The 17,735-nt window shown below is 35.4% G+C and carries 16 protein-coding genes, 1 tRNA gene and 1 pseudogene; 16 read left to right on the forward strand and 2 right to left on the reverse strand.

Features of this window, described 5'->3' with window-relative positions:
• Positions 1–58 precede the first annotated feature (58 nt).
• The 8 genes and pseudogenes from PGC14_RS13335 to PGC14_RS02820 all read left to right on the forward strand — a co-directional run bounded on the left by PGC14_RS13335 (position 59) and on the right by PGC14_RS02820 (position 8,175).
• Complete coding sequence (locus tag PGC14_RS13335; protein WP_271629461.1) at positions 59–511, forward strand: type I restriction-modification system subunit M N-terminal domain-containing protein; 453 nt, start codon at positions 59–61, stop codon at positions 509–511.
• Positions 486–1,010, forward strand: coding sequence for a hypothetical protein (locus PGC14_RS13340; RefSeq protein ID WP_271629462.1), 525 nt, complete (start codon positions 486–488; stop codon positions 1,008–1,010). Before PGC14_RS13335 ends, PGC14_RS13340 begins: the two co-directional genes overlap by 26 nt.
• Positions 997–2,308: pseudogene (locus tag PGC14_RS13455) on the forward strand (ATP-binding protein). The gene PGC14_RS13340 and the pseudogene PGC14_RS13455 overlap by 14 nt, the downstream one beginning before the upstream one ends.
• A 9-nt stretch (positions 2,309–2,317) precedes the next feature.
• Positions 2,318–3,655, forward strand: a complete 1,338-nt coding sequence (locus PGC14_RS02800; protein ID WP_422653034.1) for a restriction endonuclease subunit S — start codon at positions 2,318–2,320, stop codon at positions 3,653–3,655.
• A complete protein-coding gene (locus PGC14_RS02805; RefSeq protein ID WP_127351497.1) occupies positions 3,652–3,942 on the forward strand; it encodes a nucleotidyltransferase family protein in 291 nt (96 codons plus the stop codon). Before PGC14_RS02800 ends, PGC14_RS02805 begins: the two co-directional genes overlap by 4 nt.
• Positions 3,935–4,198, forward strand: coding sequence for a DUF86 domain-containing protein (locus PGC14_RS02810; protein ID WP_271629466.1), 264 nt, complete (start codon positions 3,935–3,937; stop codon positions 4,196–4,198). Before PGC14_RS02805 ends, PGC14_RS02810 begins: the two co-directional genes overlap by 8 nt.
• Before the next feature lie 88 nt (positions 4,199–4,286).
• Positions 4,287–7,496 (forward strand): type I restriction endonuclease subunit R, encoded by a 3,210-nt coding sequence (locus PGC14_RS02815; RefSeq protein WP_271629467.1) that lies wholly within the window; start codon positions 4,287–4,289, stop codon positions 7,494–7,496.
• 4 nt (positions 7,497–7,500) lie between these two features.
• Complete coding sequence (locus tag PGC14_RS02820; protein ID WP_039766077.1) at positions 7,501–8,175, forward strand: M48 family metallopeptidase; 675 nt, start codon at positions 7,501–7,503, stop codon at positions 8,173–8,175.
• Between the two features lie 138 nt (positions 8,176–8,313).
• On the opposite strand, the gene PGC14_RS02825 is transcribed toward PGC14_RS02820, so the two are convergent.
• Positions 8,314–8,390, reverse strand: a tRNA-Arg gene (locus tag PGC14_RS02825).
• 175 nt (positions 8,391–8,565) lie between these two features.
• Between PGC14_RS02825 and serS the strand changes: the two genes are divergently transcribed.
• Positions 8,566–9,828, forward strand: a complete 1,263-nt coding sequence (serS, locus tag PGC14_RS02830; protein ID WP_039766079.1) for a serine--tRNA ligase — start codon at positions 8,566–8,568, stop codon at positions 9,826–9,828.
• 36 nt (positions 9,829–9,864) lie between these two features.
• Here the strand turns inward: serS and PGC14_RS02835 are convergent, their stop codons facing one another.
• Positions 9,865–10,563, reverse strand: coding sequence for a TVP38/TMEM64 family protein (locus PGC14_RS02835; RefSeq protein ID WP_039766081.1), 699 nt, complete (start codon positions 10,561–10,563; stop codon positions 9,865–9,867).
• Positions 10,564–10,789: 226 nt separating this feature from the next.
• Here PGC14_RS02835 and PGC14_RS02840 point away from each other — a divergent pair, with 226 nt between their 5' ends.
• The 7 genes from PGC14_RS02840 to PGC14_RS02870 all read left to right on the forward strand — a co-directional run bounded on the left by PGC14_RS02840 (position 10,790) and on the right by PGC14_RS02870 (position 17,730).
• Positions 10,790–11,365: a 2-oxoacid:acceptor oxidoreductase family protein gene (locus PGC14_RS02840; RefSeq protein WP_271629468.1), complete on the forward strand. Its 576-nt coding sequence runs from the start codon at positions 10,790–10,792 to the stop codon at positions 11,363–11,365.
• Positions 11,365–11,664 carry a 4Fe-4S binding protein gene (locus PGC14_RS02845; protein ID WP_039766086.1) on the forward strand — a complete coding sequence of 100 codons (300 nt, stop codon included), beginning with the start codon at positions 11,365–11,367 and terminating at the stop codon, positions 11,662–11,664. The genes PGC14_RS02840 and PGC14_RS02845 overlap by 1 nt, the downstream gene beginning before the upstream one ends.
• A gap of 27 nt (positions 11,665–11,691) precedes the next feature.
• Positions 11,692–12,873, forward strand: coding sequence for a pyruvate ferredoxin oxidoreductase (porA, locus tag PGC14_RS02850; protein ID WP_271629469.1), 1,182 nt, complete (start codon positions 11,692–11,694; stop codon positions 12,871–12,873).
• A gap of 16 nt (positions 12,874–12,889) precedes the next feature.
• Positions 12,890–13,828: a thiamine pyrophosphate-dependent enzyme gene (locus tag PGC14_RS02855; RefSeq protein ID WP_039766090.1), complete on the forward strand. Its 939-nt coding sequence runs from the start codon at positions 12,890–12,892 to the stop codon at positions 13,826–13,828.
• A gap of 151 nt (positions 13,829–13,979) precedes the next feature.
• Positions 13,980–14,795 carry a prephenate dehydratase gene (gene pheA, locus PGC14_RS02860; RefSeq protein ID WP_039766093.1) on the forward strand — a complete coding sequence of 272 codons (816 nt, stop codon included), beginning with the start codon at positions 13,980–13,982 and terminating at the stop codon, positions 14,793–14,795.
• Positions 14,796–14,824: 29 nt separating this feature from the next.
• On the forward strand, positions 14,825–15,730 hold the full coding sequence (locus tag PGC14_RS02865) for a DUF2232 domain-containing protein (RefSeq protein ID WP_039766095.1): 906 nt from the start codon (positions 14,825–14,827) through the stop codon (positions 15,728–15,730).
• The gene (locus tag PGC14_RS02870) at positions 15,727–17,730 is read left to right on the forward strand and encodes a DHH family phosphoesterase (protein ID WP_271629470.1); all 2,004 of its coding nucleotides are present in this window, start codon (positions 15,727–15,729) and stop codon (positions 17,728–17,730) included. Before PGC14_RS02865 ends, PGC14_RS02870 begins: the two co-directional genes overlap by 4 nt.
• Positions 17,731–17,735: the final 5 nt, after the last annotated feature.

Consider the following 17,735-nt stretch of genomic DNA (forward strand, 5'->3'; position numbering starts at 1 on the left):
TAAAATGACTATAGTATAATATTTATTGTGTCAATAAAGTTTAATCGGAGGGGTTGATTTGGCTGGTGACAAAATAACCTTAAGACAGCTTGAAACCCATCTTTTCAAGGCAGCTGATATACTCAGAGGTAAGATGGATGCCTCTGAGTATAAAGAATATATTTTTGGTATGCTTTTTCTAAAATACACCTCAGATGTTTTTGAAGAAAAAAGGCAGGAGTTGAAAGACAGATTTATAGCTATGGGATTTTCTGAAAAACAAATACGTGAACTATTAGAAGATCCAAGCTCTTATGGTGATGCCTTTTTTGTCCCTGAAAAGGCAAGATGGGAAAATATTTTGAAATTAAAAGAAGATGTTGGGAATCAGCTAAATAAAGCTCTGAGCGCTTTAGAGGAAGCAAATTCAGAGCTTGATGGAGTTTTGAAACACATAGATTTTAACGCAGTAAAAGGAAAAACCCGACTCAAAGATCAGCAGCTTATTGACCTTATTAACCATTTCAACTGAAGCAGATTTAAGTGAACTTTTAGAAGAAGTTGAAGATTGGGATGAAGAGCAACAGGGTGATAAAACTGCAAGCAAGGTCAAAGAGTTTTTGAAGGACTTGGTTAATGATTTAAGATCAAAAGACAGCGAGGCTTCAAAAAGAGAAGCAAAAAAATGGGAAGATTTGTTGGAAAATATTGCTCAAAAAGAAAAGGAAATTAAAAAGGTAAGAAGTGAGATAAGTAGAAAGCAAAAGGAAATTGAAAATAAGATAGATGAAAAGATTGAATCTATTACTGAAGAAGAAACAAAAGAGCTTTTGCTTGAAAAGTTCTTTGAATTAATTAGCAATCAACTTGAAAAGTACTTAAATGCAGAGAAAAAAGAACTGATAAAGATTTTTGAAAAGCTTTGGGATAAATATCATGTGTCTCTTGAACATCTTTTAAAGGAACGAGAGCAGGAGGTCAGTAGGTTAAATAAATTTTTGGAGGAACTTGGATACTATGAGAGAGTCTAAACAAGTGGAATTTAAAGCACAGTGGAACGACGAGCATCTTAAAACAATCTGTGCATTTGCTAATTCAGAAGGTGGAATAATATACATAGGTGTAGATGACAAAGGCAATCCTATTGGAATAACCAATATAGATAAACTCCTTGAAGACATACCAAATAAAATTTTAAGCAAACTTGGAGTTATTGCAGATGTTGATGTTGAAATGGTAAAAGGGCAGGAGGTAATAAAAATAAAAGTGGAAAAGTCAGAAGTGCCGATCTCATATGATGGCAAGTTTTACATTCGGACAGGTTCGACCATTCAGCAACTTAGCGGAAATGAACTTGTGAGATTTATGTTAAAAAAACAACGAATTTCGTGGGATTCATTACCTTCTGAGGCAGGCGTTGACGAAGTAGACATCGAAACAATAGAAAGGTTTAAAAGGATGGCAAAGAAAAGATTGCCCGAAATATCCGAAGAAGATTCCATCGAAAAGATTCTCAAAAACCTTGAACTTGTAAAAGAGGATAAACTTACAAATGCAGGATTGTTGCTTTTTGGTAAAAAACCTCAAAAAGTATATCCACGGTGCAGGTGCCCGTGTTGGAAGATTTAAAACTCCAACCATCATACTTGATACCATTGATGTTAGTGGAAATCTTTTCAAACAGCTTGATGGATTAATGGAAGCTATTAAAAAACATTTGAATGTTCGATTTGAAATAAAAGGGATAGAAAGAGAAGATATATGGGATTATCCTCTTGAAGCTATAAGAGAGGCAGTAATAAATGCATTAATTCATAGGGATTATTTAAGCCTTGCGGACATTCAAATAAAGATTTATGATAATAAAATTTGGTTTTTCAATCCGGGTAAACTGCCAGAAGAAATAACAATTGAGATGCTAAAACAAGATCATGGATCAATACCACGCAACAGGCATATTGCTTATGTATTTTTCCTTGCAGGATTAATTGAAAAATGGGGAAGCGGTACAAAAAGAATGGTTGAACTTTGCAGGGAAGCAGGACTGCCAGAACCTGAGTTTAAAGAAGAAGGCGGTTTTGTGGTCGAATTTTATAAAGACATATACACAGAAGAGTATTTAGCCAAGCTTGGGTTAAATGAAAGGCAGATAAAGGCAGTTATGTATGTAAAGGAGAAAGGAAGAATCACGAATAAGGAATATCAAGAGATCAACAAAGTTTCAAAAAAGACTGCAAGTAGAGATTTTGAAGAACTTGTTAAAAAAGATTTACTTAAAAAAGTAGGAATAACAGGAAAGGGAACTTACTATTCATTAAAAGATCTCTAAAGGGGTCAAATGGGTCACAATGGGGTCATAAAGGGGTCAAATGGAGGTAATGTGAAAGTGGCTAATAATGCAGAGTTTCCAAAAGAATGGACAATAGTGTCTCTTGAAAGAGATTGTGTTTTAATATCGGGTCTAAGGCCAAAAGGTGGTGCTTCAGATGAAGGAATACCAAGTTTAGGGGGAGAACATATAACTTTAGATGGTAGGATAAATTTTTCAGATGTAAATGCCAAATATATCCCTGAGAAATTTTTTAAAATTATGACAAAGGGAAAAACAGAGGAAAATGATATACTTATAAATAAGGATGGTGCCAACACTGGAAAAGTTGCAATGTTAAAAAAGAAGTTTTATAAGGATATAGCTATTAATGAACACCTTTTTATTATCAGGAGCAAAAAATTATTCGTTCAACAATATTTATTTTACTGGCTTTTTTCACGTTTTGGTCAAAAACAAATAACAGATAGAATAACAGGATCTGCTCAACCCGGTTTATCGTCAACTTTTATTAAAAATTTTTTAGTACCAAGGCCTCCTCTCCCCGAACAACGCAAAATCGCTGAAATACTTGAGACAATTGACAGTGCAATTGAGAAGACTGACGCCATTATAGAAAAATACAAACGCATAAAGCAAGGTTTGATGCAAGATTTGCTTACTAAAGGAGTGGTAAGTGAGGGTGAAGGTGAAAGCGAGAGGTGGAGGTTGAGAGATGAGAATATTGATAAATTCAAGGACTCACCGCTTGGGAGGATTCCAGAGGAGTGGGAAGTGGTGAGGTTGGGGGAAGTTGTAGAAATAACCATGGGACAGTCTCCACCAAGTGAATCATACAATATAGAAGGAAAAGGAATGCCTTTTTTGCAAGGCAAACAAGAATTTGAAAGTAAGCATCCTGTAGAGGTTAAATATACCACTAAACCTTTAAAAATAGCCTTTGAGAATTCTATATTGATTTCAGTTAGAGCTCCAGTAGGTGATGTTAATATTGCAGATAAGACTTACTGTATCGGAAGAGGGTTAGCTTCATTAAGTGCAAAAAAAGGTATTAAAGCTCTTTTCTTATATTATCTAATGACGTTTCAAAAATCTAATGTTGAAGCAATAGGGGAAGGTTCAACCTTTCAAGCAATTGCTAGATCTCAAATTTTTAATTTTGAAATTCCCCTACCACTCCCTCGTGAACAACAACGCATAGCTTCAATTCTATCTCAAATAGATGAAGCCATAGAAAAAGAGCAAGCCTATAAGGAAAAACTTGAAAGAATCAAAAAAGGCTTAATGGAAGATTTGCTAACAGGCAAAGTCAGGGTAAACCACCTTATTGAGGAGGAAGAAAAATGAACAATGATATACAAGTAATTCTACAAGAACGAAAAAATTATTTAGTGGAAAAGTTCGGAGTAATTGAAATTGCTATCTTTGGCTCCTATGCAAGAGGCGAACAAAGAAAAGATAGTGATGTAGATATCATTGTTGATTTTAAAGAGGGTTACAAAACATTCGATAATTATATGAATTTGAAATTCTACCTTGAAGAACTTTTTGGTAAAAAGGTTGACCTTGTGATTAAATCAGCTATAAATCCACGTCTAAAACCTTTCATAATGGAGGAAGCAGTATATGTCTAAAAAGCGTATACTAAAAGTAATTCTTGAAGACATCATTGAAGAGATTGACCGCATTAAAAAGTTTACACAAGGGATTGAAAAATACAACAATTTTGTTGAAAATGAACTGGTTTTTTATGCAGTTTTAAAAGCTCTTGAAAATATTGGTGAAGCTGTTAAGCAGATTCCGGATGATAAAAGAGAACTTTATCCAATAGAATGGAAGAAAATCGCTGGTTTAAGAGATATTCTTATTCATGAGTATTTCGGAAAATAGATGCTGAAATAATCTGGGAGGTTATCAAAAAGAAGCTGCCGGAACTAGAAAAGGCAGTAAAATTCCTTCTTGAAGAGGAGAGTTAAAAATGTTTTACAAACTTGACGAAGAACATTATGTTGAAAATCCATTCCTCTTTCAGCTTCAAAGGCTTGGATGGAAGATTTATAGGCAGAACAAAGATAACCCTGAGGATACAAAAGAAATAATATCGTTCACTTCTTCATTAGAAGCTGAATATGGTGAAAGCCAGAAATTTAGAGAAAGCTTTAAAGAAGTAATCCTTGAGGGAGTTTTAAGGGAGTCTTTAAAGAGAATAAACCCATGGATAGAAGATGACCAAATAAGTGAAGTTGTTCGAAGAATTACAACACCACAGTCAAACTCTCTTTTAGAGGCAAATAAAGAAATCCACGACTTGCTTTTAGAGAACACCTCAGTTTCTGAAAATAGAAAAACAGGAGAAAAAAGCCCAACTGTTAAGTTTATTGATTTTAAAAATCCGGACAATAATTCATTCATTGCTATATCACAGTTTAAAGTGAATATAACGGGGACTGAAAAACATATTATTCCCGATATAGTTCTTTTTGTAAATGGTTTGCCTCTTGTGGTGGTTGAATGCAAATCTCCAGCAGTTGCTGACCCAATTTCTGAAGCAATTACTCAGCTTATGCGCTATTGTAACAGACGTGGCGTAATTGAGGGAAATGAAAAGCTTTTCTGGTACAACCTATTTGTGGTAGCTACATCCAATCAGGTCGCAAAATATGGCACAATAACTTCAGAGTATGAGCACTTTGTTGAGTGGAAAGACCCTTATCCTTTTTCACTGTCAGACGTAAATCCAGATGGAAATGTAACAAGTCAACAGGTTTTGATTCATGGTATGCTTTCAAAAGAAAACCTTCTTGATCTGCTTCACACATTCACCATCTTTAAAGAAGATCCAAAGAGCAAAATGATAAAGGTTGTTGCAAGATATCAGCAATTTAGAGCAGTAAAGAAGATGATAAAAAGGATAAAAGAAGGCAAAACACCAACCGAAAGAGGAGGAATTGTTTGGCATACACAAGGCTCCGGTAAATCTTTGACAATGATGTTTATGGTTCGAGAGCTTTATCACAATCCTGAATTTGGAAACTATAAAATTGTTTTTGTCACAGATAGAAGAGATCTTGAAAAGCAGTTAAATGAAACATCAAGAAGTGTTGGATTTACTGTTAAGTTAGCAAGAAGCATTCAGGAACTTAAAGAACTTTTAAAAACTGACACACCCGAACTTGTCATGGCTATGGTTCATAAATTTCAAGAGAGGGAATTAAAAGGAGAATTTCCTGTCCTCAATACATCACCTAATATTCTAATAATGATAGATGAAGCACACAGAACACAATACAAACTGCTGGGTGCAAATTTAAGAAAAGCTCTTCCAAATGCAACAAAAATAGCATTTACAGGTACACCTATAGAAAAGACCGAGATGACATTTGGCGATTACATAGACAAGTACAGCATAAAGCAGGCAGTTGAAGATGGTGTGACTGTTGAGATTGTATATGAAGGAAGAGTCCATAGCGCAGAGCTTTCAGACGAAGAGGCAGCAAATGCAAAGTTTGAAGATGTTTTCAAAGACGCTGATAAAGATACAAAAAGAATGATAATGGGAAGATTCACATGGAGAGCATATCTTGAAGCTGAAGAGGTAATCCGCGACAAAGCCAGAGATATGATAGAGCACTATATAACTCATATATTCCCAAATGGATTTAAAGCTCAAGTTGTTACAGTGTCACGTCTTGCTGCAATAAGATATAAAAAAGCACTTGAAGAGGCTCTCAAAGAAAAGATTTCTGAATTGGAAAAAGAAAATAATTCAAAAATAGATTTAGAAACATTGAAAAAGTTAGAGGTTGGTGTGGTTATTTCAGGAGCTCAGAATGACCCACCTGAGTATCGTCCTTATACTGACCCAAATGAGCACGAAAGGATAATCAAAAGTTTTAAACTTCCATTTGACAAAGTGGATGAAAATGGTATCAGCGGCAATGTTGGTATTTTGGTTGTTCAAAATATGCTAATAACTGGTTTTGATGCACCTGTTGAGCAGGTTATGTATCTTGATAATGTGATAAAAGGACATAACTTGCTACAAGCTATTGCAAGAGTAAACAGAGTTTATAAAAATAAGTCATGTGGTTTTGTTGTAGATTATGTAGGTGTTTTAAAACATTTAAAAGAGGCCCTGGCTATTTACGCAGATGAAGATATTGAGGAAATTTCAGAGGTTGTAAAGAACAAAGCAAAGAGCATTGATGAGCTAAAGTATGTTCACAATCTTATTGAAGAGTTTTTTGAAAAATATGGCATTAGAAACTGGCGCCAGAATGTAGATGAATGTATTGACATTCTTGTTGATGAGCAGGTCAGAAATGAATTTATAGCTCTTGTGAGATGGTTTAACCGTTGTATGGACGAGGTTTTTCCTGACCCTGCAGCACTAAGATACCTTACTGACTTGAAAATTCTTGCTTTCATAAAAGAATCCGCTCGAAATAGATACAGAGATGACAAGCTGAGTATAAAAGATGCAAGCAATAAGATAAGAGAAATTGTGGAAGAATACCTGATCTCTCAGGGAATAGATCCCAAAGTACCACCTACTCCACTTTTTGAAGACAAATTCCTAGAAAAACTTCACAAAAAATCAAGCAAGGCAAAAGCTCAAGAGTTACAGCATGCGATAATTGAGTATATTGATGAGCATTGGGAAGAAGATCCAGAACTTTATGAGAGGTTTTCAGATAGACTAAAGAGGTTACTTCAAGAATACAAAGAAAATTGGGATGCTCAATGTATTGAATTAGAAAAATTAAGAGAAGAGTTGAAAAAAGGGAGAGAAGCAGAACAGACTTATGGGCTTGACCCTAAGAAAGAAATGCCGTTTTTTGGGTTGCTAAAAGACCAAATATTTGGGAAAAAACCTGTAAGTGAACTTTCTGAGAGCGAAATAGATTTTCTTGTTAGCACAACAAGAGATTTGGTAGAATTAATAAGCAGAGAGGTTCAAGCGGTTGATTTTTGGGAAAGTGCAACAAAACAAAGAAAGTTGAAATTCTTTATAATTTCGCATTTGCTTGAAAAAATATCACCTGCTATGTATGAAAACAACCATGATGGAGTTAAAACTGAAACTGCAGTATATATCTCTAATTCTTCCGGTCAAAATATATTCAACAAGAGAAATGAAATAGCTCAAAGACTTTTAGAACTTGCTTATCATCATTTTAGGAAGTGATATTATGCTAGACATTAAAATTGAAAAAATCATACGCTCAAATAGAAAAACCATAGCTTTGCAAATAACAGAAAATAGCACACTCATAGTCAAAGCTCCGATCAATGTGGATGAAAAAACAATATGGGATGTTATTCAAAAACATAGAAAGTGGATTGACAAGAGAAAGAAAGAGATAGAAGCGAGAGATCCCAAAGTCTTGCCAAAAGAATTTGTCAGCGGAGAGGGATTTTTATACCTTGGCAGGTATTATAAACTGCACATAGTGGAAAACCAAGATGTCCCGCTCAAATTCGAAAATGGGTTTTATCTCTCAAGAAGTGCTTTGCCAGAAGCAAAGAATGTATTCATAGATTGGTATAAAAAAGCTGCCTATGAGAAGATTCTTGAGAGAGTAAACTGGTGGGCTCAAAAAAGAGATTTTAAATACAACAAAGTAAATATAACAAATGCACAGAGAAGATGGGGTTCTTGTTCTGCAAAAGGTAACTTAAACTTTTCTTGGAGACTTATTATGGCACCGCTGTCTGTAATAGACTATGTGATTGTTCATGAGCTTGTGCATCTTGAAGAGAAAAATCATGGCAAGGCTTTTTGGACAAAGGTAAAGATGCTTATGCCTGACTATAAAAAGCATGAAGAGTGGCTTAAGAAGAATGGATATCTGCTTAATATATAAAGTCAAATTTTTGAAGGTCTTTTGCCAGAAATGTTAAAAAAACAAAAAAACCTGTGCTTAAATTAAGCTTTTTCTACTTTCGCAGCACAAGTTTTTTATTCTTTTTCTGTTATTGGTTGTTGATTTTCCTTTTTAAAATGGTGCGCCCGAGAGGACTCGAACCTCCGGCACATGGTTTAGGAAACCATTGCTCTATCCTGCTGAGCTACGGGCGCATCTATTTGGATTTTGCAAATAATATAATACAACATTTCTTAGGGTTTGTAAAGTAGCAGCTTTTTGTGATAAAATATTTACAAGCTCTGAAAACACTGATAAGATTTAAACTACAGAATAACTTTATAATCAACCTTAGAAAAACAACTTAACTATAGAAGGAGAGACCATAAAATGCTTGATTTAAAGTTTATAAGATCAAACCCAGAAAAAGTCCAAGAAGGCCTCAATAAAAGAAATAAGGATATTTCAATTGCACCTATTTTAGAACTTGATGAAAAGAGAAGGAAACTTCTTGCAGAAGTTGAAAGAATGAAAGCTACTCAAAATCAAAAGTCAAAAGAGATTCCAAAGCTTAAAAAAGAAGGAAAAGACACAACAGAGCTTATGAATGAGCTAAAAGAGTTGTCTGATAAAATTAAAGAGTTAGATAGCCAGGTTAAAGAAGTCGAGGATGAGATAGAAAAGATTTTGCTAACCATTCCCAATATTCCTCATGAGTCTGTGCCGGTTGGCAAGGACGATACAGAGAACGTTGAGGTGCGCAGATGGGGAGAGCCAAGGGTCCCTGATTTTGAGATAAAGCCTCACTGGGAAATAGGAGAAAAATTAGGGATTTTAGATTTTGAAAGAGCCTCAAAAGTTTCAGGTAGCCGCTTTACATTTTACAAAGGGCTTGGTGCAAGGCTTGAGAGAGCCTTAATTAACTTTATGCTTGACCTTCACATAGAAAAACACGGATATATAGAACTTTTCCCACCATTTTTGGTTGCCAGAAAATCTATGATTGGCACAGGGCAGCTTCCAAAGTTTGAAGAAGACGCTTTTAAAACAACAGATGACTACTTTTTGATACCAACTGCAGAAGTGCCTGTTACAAACTACCACAGAGAAGAGATATTAAAAGAAGAAGACCTCCCGATAAAATATGTTGCCTACTCTGCATGTTTTAGAGCAGAAGCAGGGGCTGCCGGCAAAGACACAAGAGGGCTTATTCGCCAGCATCAGTTTAACAAGGTTGAGCTTGTAAAGTTTGCAAAACCAGAAGATTCTTATGATGAGCTTGAGAAGCTTACAGCCGATGCTGAGGATGTGCTAAAGCACTTAGGATTACCATACAGGGTTGTTTTGCTTTGTTCAGGTGATTTAGGTTTTTCGTCTGCAAAGACGTACGACATTGAAGTTTGGATGCCAAGTTACGGAAGGTATGTTGAAATTTCATCTTGTTCTAATTTTGAAAGCTATCAAGCAAGAAGAGCAAATATCAGGTTTAGAAGAAAAGATGGAAAGCTCGACTTTGTCCACACATTAAATGGCTCAGGTCTTGCAGTGGGCAGAACTGTTGCAGCAATACTTGAAAACTTCCAGCAAAAGGACGGGAGTGTAGTGGTGCCTGAGGTTTTAAGAAAGTATATGGGCACAGACATTATAAAGTAAAAAAACAGAAAAGGTAGCAGCCTTTTAAAAAGGCTGCTACCTTTTTTTATGAACAAGAGAAGATATCTTTTTTATAATTTTTTCATGGTAAACAAGACCGATTATGAAAAGAACAATTGCCACAACTGCAACTGCGATTGCAACTTCATAATTTTTCTTTTCTAAATTGCTGCCAAAATAAGATGAAAAGAAAATTCCAGGGAATCTTGCAATGGCTGTTATTATGAAGAAATTAATAGGTTTAATTGGAGAAAGTCCAGCAATGTACACCAGTATATCTTTTGGTATTCCAGGAATTAAAAATAGAAGAAATATCACTGCCTCAATTTTTGGCGAGTTTATTACAAAGTAAAATTTTTCTAAACTTTTCTCTGATACAATTTTTTTGATTAAGTTATATCCTAAAAGTCGGGAAAGACAAAAGACTATTACTGAACCGAGCATTATCCCAGTGAGTGAGTAAAAAGTGCCCGCGAAAGTTCCATAGATGTATCCACCAGAGACCTGAACAGCTTCACCTGGAATAACTGACACTACAACTTGTAGAACCTGGAAAAGTATAAAAACCAGTACGCCCCACTTTCCATAAGAAAGTACCCAATCTCTGAATTTGCTTGGGCTTGATGTGAGTGCTATTATTTGTTTTGAATACTTTGCTCCAACTAAGGCAATTGCAATTAAAAAAAGTAATATTGCAATAATGTTTAACACAATTTTAGCATTTTTGCCCTTCACTTTCTCCCTCCACAAGTTTCTTTTAAAAATTTTTCATCGAAAATAACTATACCCTAAATACAAAAACAAATCAAGCCATATAACAAATAATTACAATTATGGTGTATTCAAAAATATGTTGATTTTTTAACATTCAAAATATATAATAAAAAGGTAGTGTTAATATTGATTCTCTTTAGTAGTTCAAATAAAAGACTGTAACGTTTTTAAAAAAGGAGGTACGAACATGGGCAAGATGATTGAGATAAGATGGCACGGAAGAGGTGGCCAGGGTGCAAAGACAGCTTCACTTCTTTTAGCTGAAGCTGCTTTCAACACAGGCAAATACGTTCAAGGTTTTCCTGAGTATGGTCCTGAGCGAATGGGTGCCCCAATCACAGCTTACAACAGAATAAGCGATGAGAGAATTACAATCCATAGCAACATCTATGAACCAGACTATGTTGTGGTTGTTGATGAGACACTCATTGGCAGTGTCGATGTTACAAAAGGACTCAAGAAAGGCGGAGCAATCATTGTAAACACTTCAAAATCTCCAGATGAAATCAAGAAGCTTTTAGGCGATTTTGATGGCAAGGTTTATACAATTGACGCAAGAAAGATTTCTATGGAGTGCTTGGGTAAGTATTTCCCCAATGTTCCAGTGTTGGGTGCTGTAATTAAGGTAACAGGCATTATTCCTGAAAATGAAGCTATTAAGGACATGGAGGAGTCACTCAAGCACAAATTTGCGACAAAGCCAGATGTGATAGAGGGTAACTTGAAGGCGTTTGTTAGAGGAATGCAGGAGGTGCAAGGATAATGAGAAAGATGAGAGTAACAGAGGAATCAACATGGAAGGAATTGACACCCGCTGGTATAATAATAGACCCAGGGAATGCAGAGGATTTCAAAACAGGCGACTGGAGAACAATGAGACCTGTTTGGCATGAAGATAAATGCAAACAATGCCTGTTTTGCTTCTACGTATGTCCAGATTCATCTATAAAGGTTGAAAATGGAAAGATGGTTGGCGTTGATTATGACCATTGCAAAGGTTGTGGTGTTTGCACAGAAGTTTGCCCATTTAAGGCTTTTGACTTTGTAGAAGAACAGAAGTAAGAATTTTACAGAGGAGGGAATAGAATAATGGCAATTCGTGATAGACTTAGCGGTAACGAGGCAATAGCGTATGCTATGAGACAGATAAATCCTGATGTTGTTGCCGCGTTTCCAATAACACCTTCAACTGAGGTACCACAGTATTTTTCTCAATTTGTTGCAAATGGTGAGGTTGACACAGAGTTTATTGCTGTTGAATCTGAACACAGTGCAATGAGTGCCTGCATTGGTGCTTCAGCAGCTGGTGCTCGAACAATGACAGCTACATCCTCACAAGGTTTAGCTCTGATGTGGGAGATGCTATATATTGCTGCTTCAATGAGACTTCCAATAGTAATGGCAGTTATAAACAGGGCACTTTCTGGTCCTATCAATATTCACAATGACCACTCAGACTCAATGGGTGCAAGAGACAGTGGATGGATTCAGATTTATTGTGAAAACAATCAAGAAGCATATGATTCTTTAATTCAAGCAATAAGAATTGCAGAGCACAAAGATGTTAGACTTCCTGTTATGGTATGTTACGATGGGTTTATCACAAGCCACGCTGTTGAGAATATAGAGCTTTTAGAAGATGAGGTTGTAAGAAACTTCATTGGTGAGTACAATCCTGAATATTACCTTTTGAATGAAGAAAATCCAATTTCAATGGGTCCGTTGGACTTGCCACCATACTATTTTGAACACAAAAGGCAACAGGCAGAAGCTATGAGAAATGCAAAGAAGGTAGTTTTAGAGGTAGCCGAAGAGTTTGCGAAGATAAGTGGAAGAAAGTATGGACTTTTTGAAACCTATAAGCTTGATGATGCAGAGGTTGCAATTGTTGTTATGAACTCAACAGCAGGAACTGCTAAAGCTGTTGTTGACGAGTACAGAAGCAAAGGATACAAGGTAGGTTTGCTTAAGCCAAGGCTTTTCAGACCATTCCCAGTTGAAGAGATTGTAGGGGCACTTAAGCACCTTAAAGCAATTGCTGTAATGGATAAGACAGACAGCTTTAATGCTGCAGGTGGTCCTCTGTTTACTGAGATTACAAGTGCTCTGTACGGAAGAGCTGATGGTATCAAGATTATCAACTACATCTATGGCCTTGGTGGAAGAGACGTAAAGATTGATGATATTGCAAAAGTTTTTGACAGACTTCTTGACATTGTCAAGACAGGCAATATCGGAGAAGTCTACAACTACATTGGCGTGAGAGAATAAGGAGGTGCGCTTTAAAATGGCATACAATATAAAAGAGCTTGCTGCAAGACCTGAAAGATTTACAGGCGGGCACAGAATGTGCGCAGGCTGCGGTGCGCCCGTTGCTGTAAGAGCAATTTTAAGAGCTTTAAAGCCAGAAGACAGAGCAGTTGTTGGTGTTGCAACAGGTTGTTTGGAGGTTTCAAGCTGTATTTATCCGTACACAGCATGGAAGGATTCATTTATCCACAGTGCATTTGAAAACGCTGCTGCAACAATTGCAGGTGCTGAGGCAGCGTACAGGGTTTTGAAGAAAAAAGGAAAAGTTCAAGGTGAATTTAAATTCATCGCATTTGGAGGAGACGGTGGAACATACGATATAGGTTTGCAGTCACTGTCTGGTGCAATGGAAAGAGGTCATAACATGGTATATGTTTGCTACGACAACGGTGCTTATATGAACACGGGTATCCAGCGATCTTCTGCAACACCACTTTATGCTGATACAACAACATCACCACAAGGAAAAGTTTTACCTGGTAAGATGCAATGGAGAAAAGATTTGACCGAGATAATGGTTGCACATGGTATACCATATGTTGCACAGACAGCATTCATAACACCAAACTTGAAAGACTTAATTGAAAAGGCAGAAAAAGCACTTTATACCAACGGTCCTGCATTTTTGAATGTTTTGGCTCCGTGTCCAAGAGGTTGGAGATATGAAACATCAAAGCTAATTGAAATTTCAAAACTTGCAGTTGATACATGCTTCTGGCCTCTTTACGAGGTTGTAAACGGTCAGTACAGACTCACATACAAGCCAAAAGAAAAGCTTCCTGTTGTTGAGTTTTTAAAGACACAGGGGAGATTCAGACACCTATTCAAGAAAGGGAATGAACATTTAATTGAGCAGATTCAGCAGGAAGTTGATAGAAGATGGGAGAGACTTTTAGAGCTTTGTGGTGAAAAGTAAAGTTTTTATAATAAAAATGGGCTTTCCAAAAGGGTTCTTTGGCCGCAAGTTTACTGGTCAAAGGACCTTTTTTGTTTAAACTTTATTTTGAGCCTTTAATACTTATAAAATCAATGTTAAAATATATAAAAAGCAGATTTGAGGTGAAAAGGTGAAGATTGCCTATTTAGGTCCCATTGGTTCGTATTCTTATGAAGCTGCAAAAAGATTTATAATAAAAGATGAAAATATAGACCTCCTACCTTGTGATACAATAGATGATGTATTTGAGATGGTTACTGAGGATGAAAAAGTGCACGGAATTGTCCCTGTTGAAAATTCTATTGAAGGAAGTGTGTCAACTACACTTGACAATCTTCTGAAAGCAGATGTTTATATCATAAGAGAAATAGTTTTAAAGGTTGAGCATTACCTCTGTAGCAGAGAGAATACAAAGAAGATAAACTCGATTGCTTCACATCCGCAAGCATTTTCACAATGTCATGACTATCTAAGACAAAATTACAAGGGCGCAGAGCTAATACAGGTAAACAGTACATCGTATGCGGCAAGGATGTGCAAAGAAGGCAAAGTTGATGCTGCCATCTGTTCGCTCTTTGCAGCAAAGCAAAATAACCTGCAGATAATAGATGGGCCAATAAATCAAGACAATAACTTTACAAGGTTTTTTGTTTTGAATAAGATTCCTAATTTTGAAAGAGGAGAAAAGAACAAGACATCAATAATATTCTCAACATATGACAAACCGGGAAGTTTATATAAGATTTTAGCCATATTTAATCTATATGATTTAAATTTAACTAAGATAGAATCAAGACCGGCAAAGACAAGTCTTGGCGAGTATGTTTTTTTTGTTGATATTGATGGGTTTATAGATGAAGAGGATGTGAGTGATGCTCTAAAAGTTGTGCAGAGAAAGTCTGCATTTTATAAGCTTCTTGGGTCTTATTCGGTAATGAGAGAGTGAAATAAAAAGTGAGGATGGATGAGAAGAGTATGAAAAAGTTGGCAAAAGAGTCTTTGCTTATTGGGATTTTTGCTTTACTTCAATTTGTTTTGTTTTTGTCACAGTTTAATCCTCTATTAGTACTCTTGTTTGTTCCTTTATATACTTTAATTTCCAAAGAAAATTTTATTCCAAGAATTATAATCTCATATGTCTTTGCAAGTATTGGACTTATGTTTATGGATAAAACTCCAATAGTATTTGTTTATCTTTTGATTGTATACATTGTTCCAGTTACAATTTATATCACTTTGAAATACGCAAAAAACTATATTTTAGACTTTTCGGCTTTAATAGTAGCTTTTTTGGCATACCAAGTTTTTATGATAAAGGCAATCAAAAGTCTATATAAAATTGACATTATAAATGGATTAATTTTGTTCTTAAAGAATATGCTTGAGGAATATTTTAAAGCCTTAAACGAAGATGTTTTACTTGATAAGTTTGCCGAATTTATGAAACTGATGGTACCCAGTTTTGTTATAATAGAATCAATTACATTTGGGACTGTTGCCTACTATTTTTTTAAATGGACTGCAAAGAGGTTAAAAATTGAAAAGGATTTTCTAAATTTTGAAAAGCTATTTATGCCAAAAGAAGTGACAGTAGGGGTTGTTGTCTTCTTTATACTTTCTTTTTTTCTGACACAAGTGAACCTTTTGTACATTGTTGTCAGCAACATGATAATAATTCTCTTATGGCTTCTTTTTATTCAATCCCTTTCTTTAATATATGCAATTATTACTGAGAAGATTTCTTCACTATTTTTTAGAGGCTGGATGATGATTGTTATTATAACTTTTAGTTTTCAAATTTTACCGATAATGTTTTTAATCGGCTTTTTAGATTTGGTATTTGATTTTAAGAAAAGAGGACCAAAGAAGGTGAAATTGTGAAAGATAAAAAGGTACATTTTAAATTTGACTTTTCTGTATCTCAAGCAGGATTTGCACTTTCTTTTGTTTTTAATTTAATAATTTTGTACTATAACCTTAGGATTGGTATAATTTGCTTTTCACTCATAATCTTACTTGCAGCTTATAACATAAGAATAAATAGAAAGAAGAATAAACAACTTTTAGAATTTATAGAAACACTTACCCTCAACATTGACACTGCATCAAAAGATACACTTTTAAAATTTCCTTTACCTATACTAATCACAGAGTACAACGGAGATATTATATGGTATAACCAGAAGTTTTTAGAAATATCCAAAGACAAGAGACTTATTGGCAAAAATCTAAAAGATGAACTTCCAGAGCTTTATCAGGCAATTTTAGATAACAAGCCAAGGCTGGATAGTTTTGAGTATCAGAGCTATTTTTTCAATGTCTTTATTACTCTTGTTGAGGTAGAGAAAGAGAAAAACGACAAAAGGTATTTGAGGCTTTTTTACTTTATCGACATAACAGATTATGTTACTCTTCAGAAGACGTTTGAACTTCAAAATGTGGTTTTTGGTTATCTTATGATTGACAACTACGATGATGTTTTAAATTCTGCACCGGAGGTTTCAAAGTCAAACATTGCATCTGAGATTGAAAGGCGGGTCATGGACTGGTTTTATAACCAGATAAGGTCTGATGTGTTTTTGATGAAATATGAAAGAGACAAGTACCTTTTCATCTGTAATACAGAAGCGTTTTACAAAATGCAAGAAAGAAGATTTAATATACTTGATCAGATAAAAGAGGTAAACTTGTATAATCGAATAATTCCTACAATCAGCTGTGGTATTGGAATAAGAGATGACTCTATATTCCAAGCTCAAAAAGATGCGAAAACAGCGCTGGACATGGCACTTTCACGTGGTGGCGACCAGCTTGTGGTTTTCTACAATGGAAAGTTTGAATTTTATGGCGGGAAGACAAAAGAGCATGAAAAACGCTCAAAAGTCCGCTCACGTGTCATGGCACAGACTATAAAAGAAATTATAAAGCACTCTGACAAGGTTTTTATCATGGGCCATCAGTATTTTGACTTGGACTGTTTAGGTGCCTCAGTTGGTCTTGCGAAACTTTGCTTAAATTTAAACAAGGAGACATATATTGTTATAAATTCTTTTAACCCAACTATAAAGGATTTCGTTGAAATGCTAAAATCAGATTCTCAATATGAAAACATGATAATTGACGAGCAAAAGGCGCTCAAGCTAAAGACAAAAAATTCACTTTTGTTTGTTGTTGATACGCAGAGGACAAGTTACGTTGATATGCCAAATATGATTCTGAGTTTTGAGAAGATAATTGTAATTGACCATCACAGAAGAGCAGCTGACTGGATTGAACAAGCTCTCATTTGCTATTCAGAGACATACGCATCGTCTGTATCAGAGCTCGTTGCCGAGCTTTTGAGTTATGAAGGAATAAAGCTCAAAAAAGTTGAAGCAGAAATTATGCTTGCTGGTATTATGATTGACACGCGAGGGTTTACCAAAAATGTAGGTGTTAGAACATTTGAGGTTGCAACATACCTTAGAGAAAATGAAGCATTGCCTGAGAGTATAAAAGAATATCTAAAAGAGGACTTGGAAGATTACATTTTAAAGCACCAGCTTATATCAAATGCACAGGTACTTTATGGAAATATTGCAGTTGTTATTGATTATTCACAAACTTGCAGGAATAATGTTATAATAGCAAAGGTAGCAGATGAGCTTTTGAATATAAAAGGGATTGATGCATCTTTTGTAGTCTGCAAAATAGACAACACAGTATTAATTAGTGCCCGGTCAAACGGCAAGATAAATGTCCAGCTAATTTTAGAAAAAATAGGCGGTGGCGGACACTTGGAGACAGCAGGTAGCAAGCTTGAAAATGTAACCTTGGATGAGGCAAAAGATATACTTTTCAAAGCAATTGATGAATACATTGTGGAAAATCAAAAAACTTAAAAATA

Source organism: Caldicellulosiruptor sp. DIB 104C, from assembly GCF_028198085.1.
Lineage (GTDB): Bacteria > Bacillota > Thermoanaerobacteria > Caldicellulosiruptorales > Caldicellulosiruptoraceae > Caldicellulosiruptor > Caldicellulosiruptor saccharolyticus.

Coding starts and splice junctions, on each gene's coding strand:
- PGC14_RS02800 (WP_422653034.1), top strand. CDS start 2,318: ATGGGTCACAATGGGGTCATAAAGGGGTCAAATGGAGGTAATGTGAAA.
- PGC14_RS02805 (WP_127351497.1), top strand. CDS start 3,652: ATGAACAATGATATACAAGTAATTCTACAAGAACGAAAAAATTATTTA.
- PGC14_RS02810 (WP_271629466.1), top strand. CDS start 3,935: ATGTCTAAAAAGCGTATACTAAAAGTAATTCTTGAAGACATCATTGAA.
- PGC14_RS02815 (WP_271629467.1), top strand. CDS start 4,287: ATGTTTTACAAACTTGACGAAGAACATTATGTTGAAAATCCATTCCTC.
- PGC14_RS02820 (WP_039766077.1), top strand. CDS start 7,501: ATGCTAGACATTAAAATTGAAAAAATCATACGCTCAAATAGAAAAACC.
- serS (WP_039766079.1), top strand. CDS start 8,566: ATGCTTGATTTAAAGTTTATAAGATCAAACCCAGAAAAAGTCCAAGAA.
- PGC14_RS02840 (WP_271629468.1), top strand. CDS start 10,790: ATGGGCAAGATGATTGAGATAAGATGGCACGGAAGAGGTGGCCAGGGT.
- PGC14_RS02845 (WP_039766086.1), top strand. CDS start 11,365: ATGAGAAAGATGAGAGTAACAGAGGAATCAACATGGAAGGAATTGACA.
- porA (WP_271629469.1), top strand. CDS start 11,692: ATGGCAATTCGTGATAGACTTAGCGGTAACGAGGCAATAGCGTATGCT.
- PGC14_RS02855 (WP_039766090.1), top strand. CDS start 12,890: ATGGCATACAATATAAAAGAGCTTGCTGCAAGACCTGAAAGATTTACA.
- PGC14_RS02865 (WP_039766095.1), top strand. CDS start 14,825: ATGAAAAAGTTGGCAAAAGAGTCTTTGCTTATTGGGATTTTTGCTTTA.